Consider the following 21,899-nt stretch of genomic DNA (forward strand, 5'->3'; position numbering starts at 1 on the left):
GTGGCTTAAAAATAAAACGGGCGGCCTGAGCCGCCCGTGAGGAGCACGAAGGGTTTAAATCGCCCAGCCGCCGGCGTAGAACACCACCAGCGCCACAGCGATAATCACCGTGCCGAGGTTCAGTTTGCGCCACTCGCCGGAGACCAGACGGCCAATAACCAGGGTCGCGAAACCGATCATGATGCCCGTCACGATGTTACAGGTCAGCACGATAAACACCGCGGTGATCAGGCCAGCCATCGCGTCAACAAAGTCATTGAAATCGATTTTCGCCACGTTGCTCAGCATCAGCAGGCCAACGTACATCAGCGCCGGCGCGGTCGCGTAGGCCGGCACCAGATAAGAGAGCGGGGAGAGGAACAGGATCAGCAGGAACAGGACACCGACCGTCACCGCGGTCAGACCGGTTTTACCACCGGCCGCGGTACCCGCCGCCGATTCGATATAAACCGCCGCCGGCGCCGCCCCGACTAAACCGGAGAAGACGCTGCTCAGGGAGTCGGTGGTCAGCGCTTTACCGCCGTTGATGATCTGTCCGTCCTTATCCAGCAGGTTCGCCTGGCCAGCCACCGCGCGGATGGTGCCGGTGGCGTCAAAGACCGCCGTCATCACCAGCGCCAGCACGCTTGGCAGCACGACCGGGTTGAGCGCGCCGACGATATCCAGGCTGCCGATCAAGGAATTACCCTGGCCATCGCTCAGGGATGGCATAGCGAAAATGCCGGAGAAATGGACGTTGGGATCGAAAATCAGGCCGACAATCGACACGCCGATAATGGTCAGCAGAATGCCGCCCGGCACCTTCATTTTTTCCAGACCAATGATCACCGCGAGGCCAATCAGCGACATCACCACCGGGAAACTGTCAAAGTTGCCCAACGCCACCGGCAAACCGTCCAGCGGGTTTTTGATCACCAGACCAACGCCGTTGGCGGCGATCAGCAGCAGGAACAGGCCAATGCCGATCCCGGTACCGTGCGCCACGCCCTGCGGCAGGTTACGCAAGATCCAGCTGCGGATGCCGGTTGCCGAGATCACCGTAAACAGGACCCCCATCAGGAATACTGCGCCGAGGGCTACCGGAATACTGATCTGCTGCCCCAGCACCAGGCTGAAGGCGGTGAAGGCGGTCAACGAGATAGCGCAACCGATCGCCATCGGCAGATTCGCCCATAATCCCATCGCCAGCGAGCCAACGCCCGCTACCAGACAGGTCGAGACAAACACCGCGGCCGGCGGGAAGCCCGCTTTACCGAGCATGCCCGGCACCACGATGACGGAGTACACCATCGCCAGAAAGGTAGTAAGACCTGCAACAATCTCCTGACGCACGGTGCTGCCGCGCGCCGAAATTTTAAACCAGGCGTCCAATGAGCCGCCGGTACGCGCTGAAGGCGTAGACATAGAAAACTTCCCCTGAAAATTTTTATCGTTCGTTGATATGCGTGGTGGACCGTCCACTGCCAGTTAAACGCGATCTCCATGTACCGAATCGCAGCGCCAGGGGGGCCGCAAAAAAGCAAACGTTTAACTCCGCGCATACACTACGGTGGTCAACCTTATCGCCTCCCCCGGACAGCAGAAAAAAGGGGGAGCGAAACAGAAAGGCAAACGATTATCCGGCCTTTAGATAACCCTTTTCAACCGATGTTTATCGTATTTCGCTAAATTTCGCTTATGACGAACAGAAAATGACCAGCCGATGCGCAAACGTTATCGTCCATGCGCAATCCGCTAACAATTTTTTAGTGAGTTGCTTTCATTTATCGACGTCATCGGATCCGCTGATATCTCAGGCGCCGGGTAAGGTGAAGGGGCCGCCGCGCTCGATGGCGCGTTGCCAGGCCGGTCGCTGTTCCACTCGCTGACGCCAGGCCTCGATATGGACAAGGTCATGCATGCCGCCGCGCGCCAACAATGCCATCACCGGGAAGCTCATCTGGATATCAGCCATGCTCAGCCGCTCGCCAGCGAACCATGGCCGTGCGGCAAGATGGTCGTCAATGAACCGCGCATGGGTGGCCAGCTGCGGATCGAGCCACGTTTTCTGTATCCCCTTGCCCAGCAGCGAACCCAGCGAGCGAACGCCAAAGGGCACAGGGGGTTTGCCAAGGCTGGCGAACACCAGCTTCATTAACAGCAGCGGCATCAGCGAGCCTTCGGCATAGTGCAGCCAGAAGCGGTACTGCAGTTTGTCGTCAATTCCCTGCGGCTTCAACAACCCGCCGCTGTCCCAGGTTTCCTGCAAATACTCGAGGATCGCCCCGGACTCCGCCAGCACATAGCCGTTGTCTTCCAGTACCGGTGATTTGCCCAACGGATGGATTTTTTTCAGCGCCGCCGGCGCCAGCATCGTTTTCTCCCGCTGATAGCGGACTATCTGATAAGGCAGCTGCAGCTCTTCCAGTGCCCACAGTACGCGTTGCGATCGTGATTGATTAAGATGATGTACCGTCAGCATGAGCCTCTCCCGTAGTTTGTTCAAATTAACTATAGAAACAGGCGCTCATTGCCGGGAAAATTTCAGCAAAATAGTGAGGAAAAAGCGACGACAGATGCCATAGTTAAAGTGTCGACGCAAACCGGAACCTCCATCAACAGATTGCGCAATACTGAGGGACGTCGACGTCGGGGGAAACCCTCTCGCGAACCAGCGAGATAATGCGAAAGACCAAGACCGGAAAACAACTAAAGCGCCCAGTTGTGGCGCTTTAGTTTTATCACTCGTCTTCCAGCAGCCGGGCGCCGGTTCCCTCTTCCCCCAGTTTATCGCCCGGGTTGCGCAGCGGGCAGTCGCGTCGCGATAAACAGCCGCAGCCGATACAGCCGTCGAGCTGGTCGCGTAGCGCCGTCAGGGTATGAATGCGCCGATCCAGCTCCTCACGCCACTGCGATGACAGCATCTTCCACTCTTTTGCGCTGAGATTGTGCCCTTCCGGCAGCACGCCAAACGCGTCGCCGATAGTGGCCAGTGGGATGCCAATACGTTGCGCAATTTTGATAATCGCCACCGCGCGCAGAACGTCACGCCGGTAGCGCCGCTGATTGCCGGCATTCCGCTGACTGTGGATCAGTCCTTTACTCTCATAAAAATGGAGGGCCGAGACCGCCACGCCGGTTCGTTTTGCCACTTCTCCAGGCGTCAACAGCATTTTGATGCGGGGTGATTTCTTTTCCATAAAGCGCTTTACCTCAAGTTAACTTGAGGAATTATACTCGCCTGCAGACAAAACGACGAATCGAGAATTGAGAGAGGCCGCTTTATGTCCCATCAGGATATTATTCAAACTTTGATTGAATGGATTGATGAACATATCGATCAACCACTTAACATTGATATAGTCGCCAGAAAGTCAGGATACTCGAAGTGGTACCTGCAGCGGATGTTCCGTACCGTGATGCATCAGACGCTGGGGGACTATATTCGCCAGCGCCGCCTGCTGCTGGCGGCGGAAGCGTTGCGAACCACCCAGCGGCCGATCTTTGATATCGCCATGGACCTGGGCTACGTCTCGCAGCAAACCTTCTCCCGGGTGTTCCGCCGCGAGTTTGACCGCACTCCCAGCGACTATCGCCATCAGATCTCCGCGTGACGCGGCGGCTGAGGCACGTTCGCGGGCGCGGGAGCATTGGCTAACCACTGCATAAACTCCCGCGCCGGCATCGCTTTCGCAAACAGCCAGCCCTGGCAATACTGTACGCCGCGCTTGTAGAGCCAGCTTACCTGCTCCGGCGTCTCCACGCCTTCTGCAATCGTCTTTAACCGCAACCCGCGCGCCATCTCGATGATATGTTCAGCAATCAGGTGGCTGGTGTTGTTGGTGGTGAGCGTATCGACGAAGGTTTTATCGATTTTAAGGATATCGACGTTCAGCGCGTGCAGATTATGCAGATTCGAGTAGCCGGTGCCGAAATCGTCGATGGCAATTTCATAGCCTGCTTCGCGGAACGCCTGGATCACCGGCGTGGTCTTCGGTACGTCGATAAACCCGCGCTCGGTCACTTCGATTTTGATTTGTCCGATACAGACCGCGTAGCTATGCGCTTTCTCACTGATCTGTGAAATCAGCCGCGCCGAATGGAAATCCGACGCAGAGAGGTTGATGGCTATATACAACTGTGGATGGCTGGCCAGAAACTCACCCATTTCATAAAACAGTTCATCCACCACGTAGTCCGTGACCTGGGCAATCATGCCTTCATTTTCCGCCAGCGGAATGAACTCCGCCGGGTTCATCACCGGACCGTCAAACCCAGGCCAGCGCAGCAGCGCTTCCGCCCCAACGCAGCGGTTATTTTTAATATCGATAATCGGCTGGTAGTGCAGGCGCAGCTGGCGGCAGCTCAGAGCCCGCTGCAGCATATTGCGCGGCGAGTGATACTGTCGGCGGGTGCGCGACCACACCAGCACCAGTAAAATACTGCAAATTATCCCCAGCGGCAGCGTCAGACTGGCCTGGTCACAAAAGTTGTGATAGTAGCTGGCCCGCGAGGTGGACATAATGACGGCGATGGGGCGAATAGCGGAGCGGGCGATCGTATACACCCGGCCATTCTGATTAAAAAAGGTATCGCCTTCGCGAATTAACGCATGGAGTTCCGCGGGCTCGACATTGTTACTTACCGAGAAAAAGAGGTTGGTTTTGGTATCGAAAACGCCATAGGCTAAATCGCGGTCGCTGGCGATCACTGAGCTGTACGAGAAGGGATTAACCACCACAACATAGGGCCCCTTCTGCATATAATTCATGGCAAAGCCTGGATAAAACGGCGTGTCCCGGTAATAGTAAATCGCGACATCCGGCTTTTTGGTGTAATTAGCCGCCGGCATCCGCCAGCCGGTTTGCTGATGAACGGACGTTGAACAGATAAAGCGCTGGCCGTTAGCGTAGATCAGATCTTCCACATACAGCAGGCCGCGCACAATATGCAGTAAATAACGCTGGTGATCCGCTGAACACAACTCACCGCGATACTGGCTGGCTTTAGCCCGAGCCTGATCCGCTTCCCGGATGACCATTTCCGTTTTTTGCAGCGCCAGCTGCGAAAATGAGTGTAATTGATCAATGGTTTCGGCTTTAGCCCGCAGCTGGGCAAACCACAATGCCAGCACCACTGGCAATAAAATAACCAAACCTGTTCCGATGAGTCTTAGCGCCTTATGCGGCGCACTGTCACCCATTTACGCTTACATCCATGCGATATGCCTTAATTAAGGTAGCCCGAACACGTTAGCAATCGCGATTGCGATAGACATCAGCTGACATCCGACAGCCCTCACGAGCGTCAGTTTTACCTCTGATGGTGATGAATAATACTTATTTATCAGGTATTCGGAAGATATTCCGGCAAGATTAAGAATAGACGCGCATCTGACTCGGTTTCTCCGTGTAATAAACAAGAACAGGTAATAAAACCCGCAGAATAATAATCATTAGGCAGTGAATGAAAATATGCTTCCCGGGGTTGCTCACCAATATCCACACAAACTTCATAGTTATTAAACGCAGCAAAAGCTCATTTTTTGACTGGTGAATAAAGCGCCAAGTGTGATATAGTTCACACAAGTTGATGAAACAGAAATGGCGTTTCATCACTCTCTAGTACGCCAGTTGAGACCAGAGCGCTATGCCATCGTCAGTCGCGTCAGGTCGTCCATGGCTCCCGACTTTCTTTGAGGATAGGTTAATGGCTTCCATTACTACCAGTGTCGTATTATTGCGCTGGCCCCTGGTGAGCGCGGTACTGATGTTTCTCGCCAGCTCACTGAATATTCAGCTTCGCAAAAGCGATTACGCCGGTCTGGCGGTGATCTGCAGCTGCCTCGGCCTGGCCGCCGCCTGCTGGTTCGCCACCGGTTTGCTCGGTATCACCCTGCTTGATATAGCCAAAATCTGGGGCAATATCAAAGATGTGATGATTGAAGTCATGAGTCAGACGCCGCCAGAATGGCCAATGATGATGACCTGAGGTTAAAAAGCTTCCCGACGGGAAGCTTTTTCGTTTTCTGCAGCCCTTATTTCCCTAATTTCGCCATCATCTCCGGACGCATAAATTTATGGATCACCACCATAAAGAGCAGCGATGGGGCCAGCAAAATCAGCGCGGTAATCGACGAGACCTGATAGTTACCCGACATGCTGGCGTTATAGAGCAGCAGCGGCAGCGTGGTGATATCCGGCGCCCCGACGAAGAAAGTGCCGGTAAACTCATCCAGCGACTCCAGAAAAACAAAGATGCTGGCGGCAACGATCCCCGGCGCCGCCTGCGGCAGCACAATGTGCCAGAAGGTATACACCGGCCCGGCGCCCAGGTTACGCGATGCCCGCGCCAGCAGCGGGTCGATGGCTGAAAACGCGGCCACACAGATCCACACCGAGTACATCAGACCGTGGACGCTATGCACCAGCACCACCCCTGCGATACTGCCGTTCAATCCCCACTGATAAAACAATCGGGCAACATTCATGTATACCGTCAGGTTAGGAAAGGCCTGCGGGATAAGAAATAGCAGCATGAACAGCATCCGTAATGGCATTTTCCGCCGGGAAAGCGCATAGCCGGCGGGTACGGAAATCAGCAAACAGACCCCCACCGATAACAGAGCGATCAGCACGCTGGTTAACAGCGAGCTGGAGACATCGCTGTATGGATTGAAAACCTGATACCAGTACTTCAGCCCCCACCGGCTGGGCAGCGAATGGGGAAAATACCAGCTTTCCGCTACGGTCCAGATCAACAGGTTCAGCAGCGGACCAAACATCGCCAGCAGCATAAACAGCAGCAGCAGGGTCTGCAGCACCGGACTGGCGCGCACTTTACGGCGCCCTTTCACCCACCATGCCGGGGTTGATACGAGGGCCAGCGCTTTCATGATTCACCGCCTTTTTGCTGCAGGCTGTGGCGCAGGTAAAACCACGACAGCGCGCCGCAGATCGCCAGCGACACCACGCCAAGCGCATTCGCCACCGCGTAATCACCATAGGAATTGACGCGAAACGCCATATCCACGGTTAGCATCGTCGGGGTTCCCACGCCGATCATCAACGGTACCGACAGCACCGACATCATGGTCACCGTCGACAGCACCAGCGCCACGCCGATAGTCGGCAGGACCTGCGGCAGCATGATATCGAACAGGATCCGCGGCCGGGAGGCGCCAAGATTACGTGCAGCAAGGATCTGCGACGACTCCAGCGCCGCCATCGCCCCGCAGATCAGCAGCGTGGCAAAGGCCAGTTGCTTCCAGACAAAGGTGATCACTATCCCTTTCCATCCCAGCCAGGAGAGCGTCTCCAGCGGCGTGACCAGGTCGGCCGCCACCAGCGCATTGTTCATCAGGCCATTTTTGGCGAGAAAAGTGCGCATCATCTGGGCAACAACGATAAAAGGAATAAACAGCGGCAGGCGATACAAAAAACCCAGCAGACGCACAACGGGTCGGCAGGGTGACAGCGCAATCACTGCCGACAGGGTAATGGCGAGCAGCGCTAACAGCGCCACCGAGATCAGCACGATAAGCAGCGAAAAGAGCACATCGCTGGCGTAGAGCGCATAGACCTTGCGGAAGTGATCGAGGGTGAACGGCTGTCCCGGCGCGGTAAACGCCGAGACCAGCGAAAACCCCAGCGGATACAAAAACAGGATCGCGATCATCAGCGCCGCCGGGGCAACCAGCAGCAGATATTTTAATGAACTGGACATAATAAACCTGGCGTCAGCACAAGCAAGCGCCCGGGACGGCGGCCCGGGCTGGAAAAAGGTTTAATTAGCCACCTGGCTTTCGTAACCCTCTTTGATATCGTCAAAGTAGGGGGCGATCGGGAAGCTTTTGCCATACTTCGCCAGCGCTTCCGGCGAGATTTCGGCAAACAGCTTTTGCCAGGTCGCCGCATCCAGCTTCGGCTTCACCTGCCCGGCGTCGATGCCCGGATACCAGTTGAACTGCTTGACGATCCCCTGCGCCTGCACTTCCGGGCTGGTGGCTAGCGCGATAAAGTCGCGCGCCAGCTGCGGATTCGCCGCCTTCGCCGGGATGACGTAATACATCGGCTGGCCCGGCATGCCCGGCGCCAGTAAAGCAAGCTTGATCGACGGCGGCAGCTTGCCCTGATCTTTCCAGCTATAGAACATATCGACCCACACCGGGCCCATGGCGATTTCCCCCCGGCTCAGCATATCGAGCGTCCCGGCGTTGCCCGGGGTGAAAGTTACGTTTTTATTGAACGCCTTTAGCTTCTCATAGGCCTGCTGCCAGCCTTTTTCGACGCTTTTATCATAGGGCCCGGCGGAGAGACGCTGGGCGTCGGTCCCGTAGGCGTAGATCCAGCCCACCACAAAGCTGACGCCGGACATGCCATTCTTGATGCCGTTATAGCCAAAAGCCTGCGGGTGTTTCTGCGTCCAGGCCACCAGCTCGTCATACGACGCCGGCGGGGTAGTGACCAGATCGCTGTTCCAGGCGATAGCGGTCTGGCTTAAGAACATCGGCATCACGTATCCGTCAACGTTAACGCCCAGCGCCTGGGTGGCGCTCGGCGAACTCACCATGCCGCCGGTCTGAATATCCTGACGGTATTTTTGCAGCAATCCCTTTGCCACCTGCTCACCGCCCGCCTTCTGGTGCACTACCGCGACGTCGATATCCCACTGCTGCGCGCCGCTCTCCTGCTGGGCCGTTAGCTTCTCGCTAATTTTATTCGACCCGGCGTCGCCGGGGCCGGTACCGATCACCCGCACCTTGACGCCGGGATGAGCGGCTTCAAATTTTGGCCCCAGCCAGGTTTTTACATAATCCACCATATTCTGATCGCCCGCGGTGGCGACGTTGAGAATGGTGTCGGCCTGTGCGCCAAGGCTCAGGAAGAGGGTCGTTACGATCGCTGCTTTCGTCTTAGTCAACATGGATTGTCCCCAGAATGAACACGCTGATATCACTGTGATAGTGGTAAAGGAAAAATATGCAGGGCCGGCGTTGGCACATGGAGCCGAACGCGGCTTTTTGTCGGCCAGCACTGCGCGGCATCCGCCAGCAGCAGGCGGTCATGGCAGCGCACGCTGTGACGATACAGATTGCCCAGAAACGCGCTTTGCTCCACCACGCCTTCCAGAGCCAGCCCCTCCTGCGGCGCAGGCTGCGTTAATTCAGCGAGCGCGGCATCGGCGCTGCGAAAATAAATAACGTTGTCACCCTGCTGAGCGGCAGATAAACCGGATATTGCGGCAGCGGATAATTCACCGGAAATTATTTTATTATCGGCCCCCATAAAATCAGCGACGAAGGGCGTCGCGGGGCGTTGATATATTTCTTCCGGCGTGCCGGTTTGTTCAATACGCCCCTGATTTAATACCGCAATGCGGTCCGCCATCACTAAGGCTTCCTGCTGATCGTGGGTGACAATTAATGACGTGAACCCCAGTCTCTTTTGCAGAGATTTAATTTCATGGCGCACATTCAGGCGCACTTTGGCATCCAGATTAGATAACGGCTCATCCAACACCAGCACCTGGGGCTCTATGGCCAGGGCTCTCGCCAGCGCCACCCGCTGCCGCTGGCCGCCCGACAGTTCGGTCACTTTCACCTCGCCAAGCCCTTCGAGATTGACTATTCGCAGCAGCTCCGCCACCCGCCGCGCGATATCCGCCCCGCGCCATTTGCGCAGCTTCAGGCCATAGCTGATATTGCGCGCTACCGTCAGGTGCGGCCACAGGGCGTAGCTTTGAAATACCATGGTGATATTGCGCTGCTCCGGCGCAAGATGAGTGATCGTTCGGCTGGCAATAGCCACCTCGCCGCTTTGCACCGGAATAAAGCCGCAGAGGGCGTTCAGCAGCGTGGTTTTTCCGCATCCCGACGGGCCCAGTAGAGCAATCATCTCTCCCTGCTCTACCGCCAGATCGATATTATGTAAAACCACCTTATCGCCATAACTAATTTTAAGGCCGGAGATCTGTAAATAACTCATATTCGCTACCTGAAAGCGCTGCTGCGGCATTTTTTTTAGCAAGGTGAACACGTGTTCATTTGGCTGTAAAAAAAATGCAACGTTGACTCGACATGATGTGAGCCTACTTTGTCGGGTATTTATGACAATTTAATTAAGCGGCAAAAAATTTTGGCGAGGGTAAATGAAAATAGATGTGCTTGGCTGCGGGAGCGCCTTTTCCTGCACGCAAAATACCTCCGCGCTGCGGGTGATCGATGCGGACAACAAACAGTGGTTAATCGACTGTGGCCCCACCGTTCCCCGCGCGCTCTGGCAGCGCGGCGGCGAGGTCAACGATATCGACGCGATCTACTTCACCCACGTTCACCCGGACCACTGCACCGGCCTGACGGCGCTACTGAACCACTGGAAAAGTTATTCCCGTCAGAAGCCAGTCATTATCTACTGCCAGCCGGCGCAGCAGCCGGTGCTCATGCAGCTGGCCGCGCTGGCGAACTGGCCGCAGGCGGACCTTGGTTTCACCATCGACTGGCAGGAATGCCGCGAAGCCTGGACGTGGCAGGACTGGCAGATCCGCACTGCCCCCACCCAGCATGAGCTGAGTAATCGCGCCATCCGCATCACCATTGCCGGGCAGACGCTGTTTTACAGCGGCGATGGCCGACCGACCGCCGACTCGATAGCCCTGATGGCCGGCGCCGGGCTGGCGTTTCAGGAGTGCGCCTCGGTAGCAGCCCTGGACGATGACGCCTCGCATGGCGATTTCCCCTCCTGCCTGATGCTGTTCAGAACGCTGCAGCTCCCGGCGCTGGGGCTCTATCACTGCGAGGATGCTTCTCTGTCGGCGCTAAAGCAGGCCTGTCAGCCGTGGCCGGGCTTATTCGTTTCCCGGGATGGACTCACCTTAACGCTGCCGCGTCCCACGCCCACTGACGAGACGTACCTCCTATGAACCCACGCAAACCCAGCGTCACCGCCCAGGATGTTGCCCGGCGAGCGGGCGTCTCCCGGGCAGTTGTGTCCCGGGCGTTGAGCAACAACGGCAGCATCTCTCCCGACGCCCGGGCGCGGGTACTGCGCGCCGCCGAAGAGCTGGGGTATCAGGTTAACTTCCTCGCCCAGGGGCTGAACCGCCAGCGCAGCCACTTAATCGGCGTGATCGTCTCGCGCATCAGCGATCCTTTTCGCAGTACCCTGCTTGATGCGCTGCTTAACGAGATCCAGCGCCAGGGCTTTCAGGCGCTGGTGAGCGAGATCCACAGCGAGCAGGATCTGGCGCAGACCTTGCGCCGTTTCGCTCAGTTTCGCGTCTCCGGCGTTATCGTCACCTCCGGCCAGCCGCCGGAGGCGCTGGTGAACGAGTGCGTCCAGCAGCATATTCCGGTCGTGGGCATTAATCGTCAGCCGACGATCCCCGGCGTGGATTACGTTTGTTCTGACAACGCCGCCGGCGCCGAACTGGCCGCCGACCAGCTGCTGCGCAGCGGCTGTCAGCGCTTTGGCTGGCTCAACCACCATCCTTCCACCTGGGCCGGCCGCATGCGCGGGGAAGCGTTCGGCCGGGCGCTGCAGACGCGCGGAGTGGACGTCGAACGCCACCTGGCGATCCTCGCCTGTCAGCAAGAAGGTTACGCGGGCGGGTTACAGGCTGCGGCGCTCGCCGACGAGGCGCTGGAGGGGATCTTCTGCGCCAACGCCCAGCTTGCCTGTGGCTTTCTCGATGGAATGCGCCAGCGCGGCAGAGAGGCTCCGGCGGATTTTCAGCTGATTGGTTTTGATAACACGCCGACGACCGCGCAATATAGCTATCAGCTCACCACGCTACATCAGGATGTGGCGGCGATCGCCCGCCAGGCGCTCGCCCGGCTTCTGGAGCGCGCCGCCGACCCTTCGCAACCTTCACGCACCACCTGGGTGGAGGTAACCTTAATTCACCGGCGCACGTCGCCCTTTGTTATCTGAGAGCAGGACTATGACGGAAGCACAACGAGAGTCATTATGCGCCTTGATTCGCCAGGCAGGCACCCACGCCCAGGCGCTGCGCGATGCGGGATTACAGGTCGATAAAAAAGCGCGCCAGGACTTTGTGTCGCAGGCGGATCTCGCGGTAGAACAAGAGATTAAAGGCTGGCTGCAGGCCCACTTTCCCGAGGAGGGTTTCCTCGGCGAGGAGAGCGGTTTTGAAGGCGACGACCAGACCGTCTGGGTGCTGGATCCTGTCGATGGCACCACCAACTTTATCCTCGGCATGGATTACTGGTGCATCTCACTGGCACGAGTGTGCCAGGGTGAACTGTCGCTCGGCATCATTTACGCCCCCGATCGCGATGAATTTTTCTTCGCCGCCCGCGGCGAAGGCGCGTATCTCAACGGTCGGCGCCTGACGCTACGCGAGCCGGAGCCCGATGCGGTGGTGATCGGCATGGGGCGCTCCAGCCGGGCCCCGGCCAGCGACTACGCCCGGGCCATCGACACGCTGCTCGATGCCGGTCTGGAGTATCGCCGTTTTGGCGCGGGCGCCCTGATGCTGGCGCATGTCGCCGCCGGTCAGCTCCACGCCTATTATGAAGCGCATATGAACAGCTGGGATGCGCTGGCAGGCATGCTATTGATTGAGGAGGCGGGCGGAACGTGCAATGCGTTTCTCGCCAATGCGGGCCTGCGGCGAGGCAACCTCGTGCTGGCCGGCTGCGCAAGCGTCCAGCCTCGACTGGCCGCCCTGCTGGCGAAATGACGCCACGCCGCCGGTGTCTGACCGGCGGCGTGGACTGGCTAACGCCAGGGTTCACTGCGGGAAATATTATTCGGGCAACGCTTAATCGTGCAAAAGGACTGGTAAAAACAGGAGTCAGACCGCTCGCCACCGGCATGGTAAGGGCACGATGGTCGCTCACGTAATTTTTCCCACTGCGCCTCGTCGTACACCGTAATATTATAGATTTTTAATGAATGATACTGGTCATTAATTAAAACTCTCGAGGAATAGAGTCTTATCGACTCACCGGGCAACAGGATTACATCAGCCTCGTACCACATGATAAATTTCAAGAAACGCAGACTGGATATAGCCGAGAAGGCGATACCAGATTGCGGGCAGATCAGGGTATTAAGAATAGTCCATTTCATATTCCTTCCTTATAAAGATGCTACAAATTATTACAATATATAGTGATAGCATTCATTGTTATAAATCGCAAGCACCCCTGACAATTATGTGATTTAAGACAATTCCTAACAACATACTCCATTATTAGTAACGTTTCATTTCCCTCTCTAAATTTATGGTTAGGCCTGATGAAAAACAGCCAAATTAACCTTAAAAAAGAAAATATAATAAAAAATAAGATAATATAAACTTAATTGACAATACGTCTTAGTCCCTCTGGATGAGGCCTCAGCCATTGGTATTAGATGATGCAGCACTGAGTATTACCCGCGGTTTGGCAAGAAGAGAGGACCATAGCAGGCAGCTATTTATTGCGTGGTTACCTCGTCGTACGTCACCAGGTCCGCGAGGCCCGCAGACCGCGCTCGGGTAAATGTCGCGGGTGTCCCGCCGGATCGCATTCCTTAGCGATAATATCGACATAGCGGTTGAGTATATTCTGCTCAATCGCTATGTCGGAGGACAGTCCACAGAATATAGCCACGCCGGTCTATCAGGCCCCGTTGGAGCCCTACCAGGTTTTGCCGATATTAAACTGAAACTGTTCTGCTTTATCACCATCGTACTTTTTAAACGGCTCTGCCCAGGAGAAGACCAGTGGACCGAGGGGAGACATCCACTGCACGGCAATCCCCGCGGAGAGACGAATATGACTCGGATCGCCGTAGTCAGGGATCCCTGCCGCCAGCGTCTGCGCGGTGTTGTGCCAGGATGTACTCCAGACCGTCCCCGCGTCAACAAACAGCGAGGTTCGCAGACTATCGGCGTATTTGTCATTCACAAAGGGGGTTGGAATGATAAATTCGCTGTTCAGCACCGCCATGGCATTCCCGCCGACCGCATCAGACGAGGCGTCCAGCGGGCAGGCGCTATAGCTGCTTTCGCTACCGTTACAGCGGTAATAGGCCGCTTTAGGCCCAATGGTGTTAGAAGAAAATCCGCGCACTGACGACGAACCGCCAGCGTAAAAGTTATCGTAGAACGGCACACTTTTGCCGTCTAACCCGCCGGCATAGCCTGCGCGCAGGCGTTCCATCCAGACCCAGCGCTTGTTCTCGCTCAGCGGCAGATACTGGGCAGTGTCAAAAGAGAGTTTGTAGTAGCTATTATCCGAACCGGGGAGCGTCACTTTACCGCTCAGGCTGCTCTTGTTTCCCGCACGCGGGAAGAAGCCGCGATCGAGATCGTTGTAGCCCCATCCAAGACTCACAAAATAATCGTTGGCGCTATATTTTGCGCCGCTGTCGCCATCTTTCGTCACCACGCTGGGCTCGATTCCCCGAGAGCTGAGGTAGCGCCAGGTCGTCAGCTCCGGATCCATATTGGTCAGGCGATTATGGACATAATCCAGTCCCAGGTTCAGGGAGTTATTTTCGCTAATGGGAAACCCTAGCGTACTACCTAAACCATAGCTCTGCTGGTTATAGCTCCCGGCATCCGCATCAGAAGCATCATAGCTGTTATAAAAAATCTTTCCGCCCAGGCTGATGCCATCTACGGTAAACCACGGGTTCGTCGCCCCCAGTTCAAGATAAGACTGGTAGCTGTTGCGCGTCCCGTTGAAGCTCACGCTATTACCCGTACCCAGCCAGTTATCCTGCGTCACGCCAAGCTGATAGCTCACGCCGCTGTCCGTACCAAATCCCAGGCCCACGTTGAATGAGCCGGTGTTGCGCTCCTTCACCTTGTAGACCACATCGACCTGATCCGCCGTTCCATTGACCGGAACGATCTGCTGTTCAACGTTCTCAAAAAAACCCGTTCGGTCAAGACGTACTTTCCCTTGATCGACTTTTTCGTTGTTGAGCCACGCCCCTTCCATTTGGCGCATTTCTCGACGCAGCACCGCGTCCCGGGAGGTGTCGTTACCGGAAAAGCGGATCTGGCGTACCGAGTAGCGGCGGCCCGCGTTGACCTGAATGTGCAGCACCACGCGGTGATGCGCATCATCGATTTCCGGTGTGGTCGTCACCTGTGGCCAGGCATAACCATACTTACCAAAATGCTTTTTGATCTCATTTTCAACCGTGGTGACTTGCGCCCCGCTATACCATGCCCCCGCCAGCGGCTGGGCAAGCGCCTCGATCTCCGGCCCATGCTGAGCCAGATCGCCTGTCACCTGAGTTCGGTCGACCCGATAACGTTCGCCTTCATTGAGGGCGATAGTGATATACAGGGATTTTTTATCTGGGGTCATACTGACCTGCGTGGACTCGATAGCAAAGCGCGCATAGCCGCGATCGAGATAAAAACTGCGCAGCGTTTCCAGATCGGCTTCCAGCTTCTGCTTCTGGTATTTTTTATCGGCTACCACGTTCCACCACGGCACATTATCACGTAGCTGAAGCTGGTCCAGGAGCGTCTCTTCCCGAAACGCCTGATTACCGATAATGTTTATTTGTGCGATTTTCGCCGAGATGCCTTCCTGAAAGACGAACGTTAAGTCAACGCGATTACGCGGTAACGGGGTCACCACCGCGTGAACCTGCGCACTGTATTTCCCCGCGCTGTAATAGAAATCCTGCAACCCCTTTTCTATTTCGCTAAGCGAATTTCTGTCCAGTGCGCTACCTGCAGAAATACCGGACGCGGTGAGATTTTCCTTTAGCGCATCATCCTTCACTGCCTTATTCCCGGAAAAACTGACGCTGGCAATAGTGGGCCGTTCCTTAACCTGCACCACCAGCGTTTTCCCATCGCGCAGGATCTGCACATTTTCGAAATTGCCGCTCGCATACAGCGCGCGCACTGCCTCGCTGACATCTTCTGGCGTTACCGCATCTCCCGCGTGCAATGGCATACTTAATAGCGCCGCCCCGACGGTCACGCGCTGTAGCCCCTCAAAACGGATATCATCAACTTGATATGATGTTGCGGCATATAACGTTAAAGGGGCGATCAATAATCCGCTGATGATATGAGTCTTTTTTAACATGAATGTGTCGTCTACGAGATAATGAGCAATAGCAGTGTCCTGCTGGCGTTGAGCTTATTTGTTCAGGATGCATCTCTAAAATATGCGACAGAAAATAACCTGAGCGAGGCGCAGAATTACATGCAATTATGGCGACAAAATGGAGAAAAAATGGATGTTAAAGCATCTTTAAAAATATATTTAATGATGGAACTTTTTCTGAAGCGCATGGTTCTAATGGCCAACACCAGTACTATATTTAGATTTGCCTGAACGTTTTATTAATAAAAAGCCCCCTTTCTTATTAATGGAAAGGGGAAAGGATCTCGTTAGGAATGATGCTCTCTGGGATCACCAGGAACAGGGAGAAAAATAACCTGCAACCCAGCAGATTTAATGAAGAGAAATTGAATAAATTATGCAACTGATATCACAACATTCTACCCCGAATTCACCGCCAGACGCCGTTGGCAAACATCTCCATATTTTCCTCAAAATAGCAGAATACAGTAGGGTCGCCTTATCAAGGCATCAAGGAAAGTCTATCGTTATCTACAATAGCCAAGCAGTGGCGCCTCGCCAGGGAAGGTGAGGCATAGGTTTCGCCATCCTGCCGCCTCCCATCATCAGCCACAGGGAACTGCGTATGACACGCTTACTCAAGACAATCTTGCCCATCATCCTCTGCGCCCTCTTCGGGTTATCGTTCGCTTCACCCACGCAGGCTGTCGCCAGTCTGCCGATCGTTCTTCCCGCGCTGACATGCGATGCGCTAAGCGCTACCGACTTCAGCGCGGCCGTTGGCGCAAAGGTCACTATCAATCACACTGAAATGCAGACCTCCGCGCAGGGAAGCTGGTGCAAGGTGAGCGCCACTATCGCCCCTGAGATTGGCGTGCAGATTGCCCTGCCGACTCAACGCTGGAGTCAACGTTTTTTGCAGGTCGGCTGTGGCGGACTGTGCGGGAGTATTAACCTGAGTCTGTCGAATGCCAGCGGCTGCCTGCCGGCAATGAACGGCGAGTTTGTGGTGGCAGCAACCGATATGGGGCACCATGGCAGTATGATGGATGCGTCATGGGCCGAAGATCCGCAAAAGCGCATCGATTTTGCCTGGCGCGCCAACCACCTGACCGCCGTGCTGGCTAAAGCGGTGATGCAGACGCTTTACCGCCAGCCGCCAAAGTATGCCTACTTTATGGGCTGCTCAGACGGCGGTCGCGAAGCATTGATGGAAGCGCAGCGCTTTCCGCAGGATTTTGACGGTATCAGCGCTGGCGCGCCAGCGGCCTTTTTCCAGTTTCAGAACTCCTTCTTCCACGGCTGGAATGTGGCCGCCAATCAGCGCCCGGACGGTACCGCTATCCTGCTGAAAAATCGCCTTCCTCTGATTCACCAGGCCGTGCTGGCTCACTGCCCGACGCTTTCCGGCGTGCAGGATGGTATCCTGCAAAATCCGTATGCCTGTCAGTTCTCTGAGTCATGGCTCCCCCGCTGTCCTGCCGATGCTCGGGATCGTTCTACCTGCCTGACGCAGGAAGAGATCGAGGTGGTGAAAAAGCTCTACCGCGGCGCTTACGACAGCCACGGCGCCCAGTTCGTCGCGGGCGGTCTGCCGCTGGGTTCCGAGCTACGCTGGCCGGTGCCCGAGACGCCGACCGGCCACTCAATGTCGGAAATGATGGTACTACCGGCTCTGCAATCAGTGCTCCTGCCAGGAGAAAAACAGAAGATCCAATCGATGCGGGATTTCCCGCTTAACCAGCAGAATTTTGACGCCGTAGCCCAACTGGCGCCGCTCTATAACGCGGCAAATACCAATCTTCATGCCTATCAACAGCGCGGCGGCAAGCTTATCCTCTGGCACGGTCTGGCCGATGACTCCGTCAGTCCGGCCTTTTCTATCGCCTATTATCGCGGCGTAGAAGCAGAGATTGGCCATGCCGCAACGGATACCTTCCTGCGGTTATTCCTGCTGCCTGGGGTAGCCCATTGCGGTAATGGCGAAGGTTACGATCAAATTGATCTCCTTACCCCGCTGATGCGCTGGACCGAGGAAGGCATCGCGCCGCAGGAGATCATGGCCGGCAAACGGGCAACAGCCGCTGCCGACCTGCCGCCGATGACAGAAAAACCAGATGCGCAAACGCAGTTTCACGGCGTGCAGAAAGTCAGTCAGCCTTACGCTGACGCCGCTCCAGCTGTTATCGCGACTCGTCCGGTGTATCCCTTCCCGGCCATTGCCCGTTATAACGGGCGCGGCGACGTGAATGACGGCGAAAATTATCATGCAGAGCAAACAACCGCCTTTGGTCATCTGCAGCTGGCAAAACCCGCCAGCGACTATATTGGCCCTGATAATCAAAAAAATTATCAGGTTCGCCACGGCACACTCACTGTTCAATAAACCCCAGGGCTCCTCATTGAGGAGCCCTGCGTTATGGGATTGGCCGCAATTATGCGTAGCAAAACGCTCCAGCAATCGGTATTAAGCGACCTGCTCTTGTGGATCGATAATAATCTGGATAAGAAACTGACCGTCGACGATCTGAGCGATATCTCTGGTTATTCCCCCTGGCATTTGTTTCGGCTCTTCCGTCATTATTTTGATCGTTCGCCAATGGAATATATCCGCCAGCAGCGCATGTCGCTGTGTTGCCGTTTATTACTGACAACGCCTGGTTACCGAATCGTCGATATTTGTATGATGGTCGGTTATGACGATCTCAGTGCGTTTAATCGTACCTTCAAAAAATATCATGCGCTCACGCCCACTCAGTATCGCTATCAGATCACGCGGCAAAAATAAGGAGGTCCCCCTCCTCCGCATCGCTGCGGTTGGGAATGGAAGGGGGACAGGGGATATTACAGAAGGGAAATAGCAGGATGCTATTATCGAACCCGGTCGGGATCAACGACCTTGCGCGACGGAAATCAGTATAAAAGGATATGTTGAGCTAATAATGTAGAGGGCGTGAAGATTTTGTCACGATTTATAACCGCCTCCTCCGCTCTCATCTGAAATAAAAAAACCGGGTCGCGTTGCACCCGGTTTACTCCTCATCAGGATCATCAGAAATGAGTATTAACGCTCATAAAGAAGGTCCGCCCCGACTCGTTATAGGTCTCGGCACCCGCGCCATACAGATAAGCTCCCGTCGTCGCGTTGCCGGTCGTTTGCGCATTCCCTGCCCGGTAGTGGCGGATATCAAACAGGTTATCTATCCCGCTGGTGAAGCTCAGATTTTTGTTCACATCCCAGGTCGCACTGAGGCCGACAATGCTGTATGGGCTGACTTCGTTTAGTTCGCTGCCGCTGACCGCCTCGCCCTTATAATTGAAGCGTTTTGGTTTCTGTCGACCATACCAGGTAAAGGTGCTCTGCAGGGAGAGATCTTCACGAACCTGCCAGCTCAAAGTCGAGTTCAGGGTAAACTGCGGGATCACTGACAGCCGGTCGCCTGTCGTCTTATTCTTGCTCTGCAGCATCCAGGTCAGGTTATTGCTCCAGTTAACCGCCTCCCCCACCGGCAGATTCAGCGTTCCTTCCAGGCCTTCCACTAACGCCTTTGGTACGTTTTCCCACTGATAGATATTGGTGGTGCCGTTGCTGGCGGTACCCACCGCCGCATACCCTGACTCAATCTTATTGTGATAGTCGTTACGGAACCAGGTGATCCCCGCCTGATAGCCATCATGCTTGTACTCAAGACCAATCTCTTTATTAACGCTGGTCTCCGCTTTCAGATCGCTATTCCCCATCAGATAGCAGGCGGAACTACTGGCGTAACAGCCTTGACCGTTGCTGTAGAGAATATAGTTCGGGTTCAACTGGTAGAGGTTAGGCGCCTTGTAAGCGCGGGCAATGCCCAGCTTCAGCGTCCAGTCGTCCGTCAGCTCCTGAGACAGGTTCAGTGAGGGGCTCCAGTTATTGCCGACGATGCTGTGGTGATCGAAGCGCAGAGCGGGTGTCAGCATGGTGCTGTCCGTTAGCGCCATATTATCTTCGGTAAACAGCGAGAAGATCTCGGCGCTGGAGTACGGGCTACGACCGGTAGCCGATACGCCATCGATAGTGCCGTAAGAGAGCGCCTGGGTTGTCGATACGCCATCTTTCATCCGCTGCTGATTCCATTCTGTCCCCAGCGTCAGATTCTGATCGACCCCCAGCGTAAACGGAATATTCACTTCACTATGTAGCAGGACATCGGCCAGATCGATATCTGAAAACTCGCTACTGGAGAAGAGCCCTTCCGTACCGCCCGCCAGCCCTTCATCCATTCGCGAGTTACGGGTGTGTTCGTACTGGGCATAGCTGTTGCTGGTCACGCCATTATCCCAGCCGCCGGTCCATGTTACGCCATAAGTTTGCCGGTAGAGACGGTTGGTCTCTTTCCCGTACATACTCTTCACCAGCGTACTGGTATTGGTGTTTTGTGTGTCGCCGGCATAGAGATTACCCTGGCGGCTGTAACCGGCCTCAAACTCCAGGGCCTGCATCGGGGCAAACTCCCAGCGCAGCTTACTGTGAATATCTTTGTTCACCACCCCTTCACGTCCGGCGGGATAAGAACCGGCGTAGGAACCGGTACGTTCCGCTTCATGCCCGGCGTTAATATCCTGTGCATCGGCCTGGGTTTTACTCAGATTACCCCAGAGATTGAAGCTGACACTATCCGACAGCGGACCATTGAGGCTAAAGTTAGTACGTTTCGTCGCCCCTTCTTTACGGTGCTGCGGAGCATTCATATAGGTATTCCACGACCCGTGCCATTCTCGCGTGGTCGGTTTGGTCACGATGTTGACGACCCCGCCCATCGCGCCATTACCATAGCGCGCCGCCGCCGGGCCGCGGATCACATCGATATGATCGATCATCTCCGCTGGCACCCAACTGGTATCGCCGCGGGAGTCACGATCGCCGCGCCAGCCATACCGCACCGAGTTACGGCTGGTCACCGGTTTACCATCGACCAGCACCAGCGTATTCTCGGGCCCCATGCCACGGATATCAATTTGCCGGTTGTTGCCGCGCTGCCCGCTGGTGGAGTTGCCGGTCAGGTTTACCCCGGGCTGCGTACGAATTAACTCCGACACATCGCGGGCGGGGGGATGTTTGCGGATCTCTTCTGCGGTGATGGTCGACACGCCCGGCGCCTGCAGGTTCTGCCTGGCGGCGGTTATGACCATCGTCTCCTCGTGATTTTCGGCAGTGGCGGCGCTCTCGTCAGGCGTCGATTGTTCGGTCATGTTCTCTGCCGCCAGCAGCGGCACGCTACAGGCGAGCAGAGGAATGACGATCCCCAGCGGGAAGTGAGACGTGTATTTCATAGAATATGCCCTGTTTTCTGTTGCTGTCGGGCATAACGCCTTCCCCAATTGAAAAAACAATGGGATAAAATACTTGCCTCAGCGCCTCGCCAGATTTTGGCGCAGGTCAGCGCCTTCCCGGCATTAATGGGAATAAAAAAACAGCGTGAGACATAATAAAATTAAGTGCCCTGTTTCATCATTAGAGAAAAAGCGCTGCGCGCTATTCTTTGATAGCGTAATCCAGACAGCGTGTCATTAGAGTAATGTGCCGTGTTACGGTAATAAAAATGAGATTCATTATCAAGATGATAATAATCAATATCGGAGAAAAATAAAATAAACACTAACAATCAAAAGGTTATAACAAAACAGATGGGGAGAAATAAAATAAAAACATCATCATTATTTTCTATTTATCATTAAAAACACACATTTTCGCCATATTATCTCCATAGTTAAATTAAAGATAAAAACACATTAATAGTAAGCGATAAAATGGGAGAAAACTATTTGTCGGCATTGTTATGTTTTTTACGCCCTTGTCGTGCCCGGCTAACGG

Annotated in this window: 19 protein-coding genes; 8 read left to right on the forward strand and 11 right to left on the reverse strand. The window is 55.2% G+C overall.

The features are described 5' to 3' along the window. Nucleotides 1-54 precede the first annotated feature (54 nt). The 3 genes from KB890_RS12585 to soxR all read right to left on the reverse strand — a co-directional run bounded on the left by KB890_RS12585 (nucleotide 55) and on the right by soxR (nucleotide 3,179). The gene (locus KB890_RS12585) at nucleotides 55-1,404 is read right to left on the reverse strand and encodes an NCS2 family permease (RefSeq protein ID WP_002885079.1); all 1,350 of its coding nucleotides are present in this window, start codon (nucleotides 1,402-1,404) and stop codon (nucleotides 55-57) included. Nucleotides 1,405-1,792: 388 nt separating this feature from the next. Continuing rightward, nucleotides 1,793-2,461, reverse strand: coding sequence for a glutathione S-transferase family protein (locus KB890_RS12590; protein WP_002885078.1), 669 nt, complete (start codon nucleotides 2,459-2,461; stop codon nucleotides 1,793-1,795). A gap of 259 nt (nucleotides 2,462-2,720) precedes the next feature. Further along, nucleotides 2,721-3,179: a redox-sensitive transcriptional activator SoxR gene (soxR, locus tag KB890_RS12595; RefSeq protein ID WP_002885077.1), complete on the reverse strand. Its 459-nt coding sequence runs from the start codon at nucleotides 3,177-3,179 to the stop codon at nucleotides 2,721-2,723. Nucleotides 3,180-3,263: 84 nt separating this feature from the next. Between soxR and soxS the strand changes: the two genes are divergently transcribed. Further along, a complete protein-coding gene (soxS, locus tag KB890_RS12600) occupies nucleotides 3,264-3,593 on the forward strand; it encodes a superoxide response transcriptional regulator SoxS (RefSeq protein ID WP_004151738.1) in 330 nt (109 codons plus the stop codon). Here the strand turns inward: soxS and KB890_RS12605 are convergent. Further along, a complete protein-coding gene (locus KB890_RS12605; protein ID WP_004177824.1) occupies nucleotides 3,578-5,182 on the reverse strand; it encodes an EAL domain-containing protein in 1,605 nt (534 codons plus the stop codon). The genes soxS and KB890_RS12605 overlap by 16 nt on opposite strands. A gap of 506 nt (nucleotides 5,183-5,688) precedes the next feature. Between KB890_RS12605 and KB890_RS12610 the strand changes: the two genes are divergently transcribed. Next, entirely contained in the window at nucleotides 5,689-5,970 is a 282-nt protein-coding gene (locus KB890_RS12610) for a YjcB family protein (protein ID WP_002885064.1), read from the forward strand. 46 nt (nucleotides 5,971-6,016) lie between these two features. On the opposite strand, the gene KB890_RS12615 is transcribed toward KB890_RS12610, so the two are convergent. From KB890_RS12615 to KB890_RS12630, 4 genes are read right to left on the reverse strand one after another with little or no spacing between them, the layout of a single operon-like run. Then, nucleotides 6,017-6,874, reverse strand: a complete 858-nt coding sequence (locus tag KB890_RS12615; RefSeq protein ID WP_004186517.1) for an ABC transporter permease — start codon at nucleotides 6,872-6,874, stop codon at nucleotides 6,017-6,019. Continuing rightward, nucleotides 6,871-7,704: an ABC transporter permease gene (locus KB890_RS12620; protein WP_004177833.1), complete on the reverse strand. Its 834-nt coding sequence runs from the start codon at nucleotides 7,702-7,704 to the stop codon at nucleotides 6,871-6,873. Before KB890_RS12620 ends, KB890_RS12615 begins: the two co-directional genes overlap by 4 nt. Before the next feature lie 60 nt (nucleotides 7,705-7,764). Next, the gene (locus KB890_RS12625) at nucleotides 7,765-8,904 is read right to left on the reverse strand and encodes an ABC transporter substrate-binding protein (RefSeq protein WP_004177835.1); all 1,140 of its coding nucleotides are present in this window, start codon (nucleotides 8,902-8,904) and stop codon (nucleotides 7,765-7,767) included. 29 nt (nucleotides 8,905-8,933) lie between these two features. Further along, nucleotides 8,934-9,965 carry an ABC transporter ATP-binding protein gene (locus KB890_RS12630; protein WP_004178286.1) on the reverse strand — a complete coding sequence of 344 codons (1,032 nt, stop codon included), beginning with the start codon at nucleotides 9,963-9,965 and terminating at the stop codon, nucleotides 8,934-8,936. Nucleotides 9,966-10,128: 163 nt separating this feature from the next. On the opposite strand from KB890_RS12630, the gene KB890_RS12635 reads away from it, so the two are divergent. The 3 genes from KB890_RS12635 to KB890_RS12645 are packed head-to-tail and all read left to right on the forward strand — an operon-like array spanning nucleotide 10,129 to nucleotide 12,681. Further along, complete coding sequence (locus tag KB890_RS12635; RefSeq protein WP_004178284.1) at nucleotides 10,129-10,899, forward strand: MBL fold metallo-hydrolase; 771 nt, start codon at nucleotides 10,129-10,131, stop codon at nucleotides 10,897-10,899. Further along, on the forward strand, nucleotides 10,896-11,909 hold the full coding sequence (locus KB890_RS12640) for a LacI family DNA-binding transcriptional regulator (RefSeq protein WP_002885046.1): 1,014 nt from the start codon (nucleotides 10,896-10,898) through the stop codon (nucleotides 11,907-11,909). The genes KB890_RS12635 and KB890_RS12640 overlap by 4 nt, the downstream gene beginning before the upstream one ends. A 10-nt stretch (nucleotides 11,910-11,919) precedes the next feature. Further along, entirely contained in the window at nucleotides 11,920-12,681 is a 762-nt protein-coding gene (locus tag KB890_RS12645) for an inositol monophosphatase family protein (protein WP_031280973.1), read from the forward strand. A 38-nt stretch (nucleotides 12,682-12,719) separates the two neighbouring features. On the opposite strand, the gene iraM is transcribed toward KB890_RS12645, so the two are convergent. Together iraM and bamA are read right to left on the reverse strand one after the other, a co-directional pair. Continuing rightward, nucleotides 12,720-13,073, reverse strand: coding sequence for an anti-adapter protein IraM (gene iraM / locus KB890_RS12650; protein ID WP_022631363.1), 354 nt, complete (start codon nucleotides 13,071-13,073; stop codon nucleotides 12,720-12,722). Nucleotides 13,074-13,624: 551 nt separating this feature from the next. Then, nucleotides 13,625-16,048 carry an outer membrane protein assembly factor BamA gene (gene bamA / locus KB890_RS12655; RefSeq protein WP_012737165.1) on the reverse strand — a complete coding sequence of 808 codons (2,424 nt, stop codon included), beginning with the start codon at nucleotides 16,046-16,048 and terminating at the stop codon, nucleotides 13,625-13,627. A gap of 21 nt (nucleotides 16,049-16,069) precedes the next feature. On the opposite strand from bamA, the gene KB890_RS12660 reads away from it, so the two are divergent. The 3 genes from KB890_RS12660 to KB890_RS12670 all read left to right on the forward strand — a co-directional run bounded on the left by KB890_RS12660 (nucleotide 16,070) and on the right by KB890_RS12670 (nucleotide 18,836). Then, nucleotides 16,070-16,300, forward strand: coding sequence for a potassium:proton antiporter (locus KB890_RS12660; protein ID WP_004192625.1), 231 nt, complete (start codon nucleotides 16,070-16,072; stop codon nucleotides 16,298-16,300). Between the two features lie 373 nt (nucleotides 16,301-16,673). Beyond that, nucleotides 16,674-18,434 carry a tannase/feruloyl esterase family alpha/beta hydrolase gene (locus KB890_RS12665; RefSeq protein WP_020324829.1) on the forward strand — a complete coding sequence of 587 codons (1,761 nt, stop codon included), beginning with the start codon at nucleotides 16,674-16,676 and terminating at the stop codon, nucleotides 18,432-18,434. A 33-nt stretch (nucleotides 18,435-18,467) separates the two neighbouring features. Beyond that, the gene (locus KB890_RS12670; protein WP_002885023.1) at nucleotides 18,468-18,836 is read left to right on the forward strand and encodes a helix-turn-helix transcriptional regulator; all 369 of its coding nucleotides are present in this window, start codon (nucleotides 18,468-18,470) and stop codon (nucleotides 18,834-18,836) included. Nucleotides 18,837-19,099: 263 nt separating this feature from the next. On the opposite strand, the gene KB890_RS12675 is transcribed toward KB890_RS12670, so the two are convergent. After that, complete coding sequence (locus KB890_RS12675; RefSeq protein WP_020324837.1) at nucleotides 19,100-21,358, reverse strand: TonB-dependent siderophore receptor; 2,259 nt, start codon at nucleotides 21,356-21,358, stop codon at nucleotides 19,100-19,102. Between the last annotated feature and the right edge of the window lie 541 nt (nucleotides 21,359-21,899).

Origin of the sequence: Klebsiella sp. P1954 (genome assembly GCF_018199955.1) — a bacterium.
GTDB lineage: Bacteria > Pseudomonadota > Gammaproteobacteria > Enterobacterales > Enterobacteriaceae > Klebsiella > Klebsiella pneumoniae.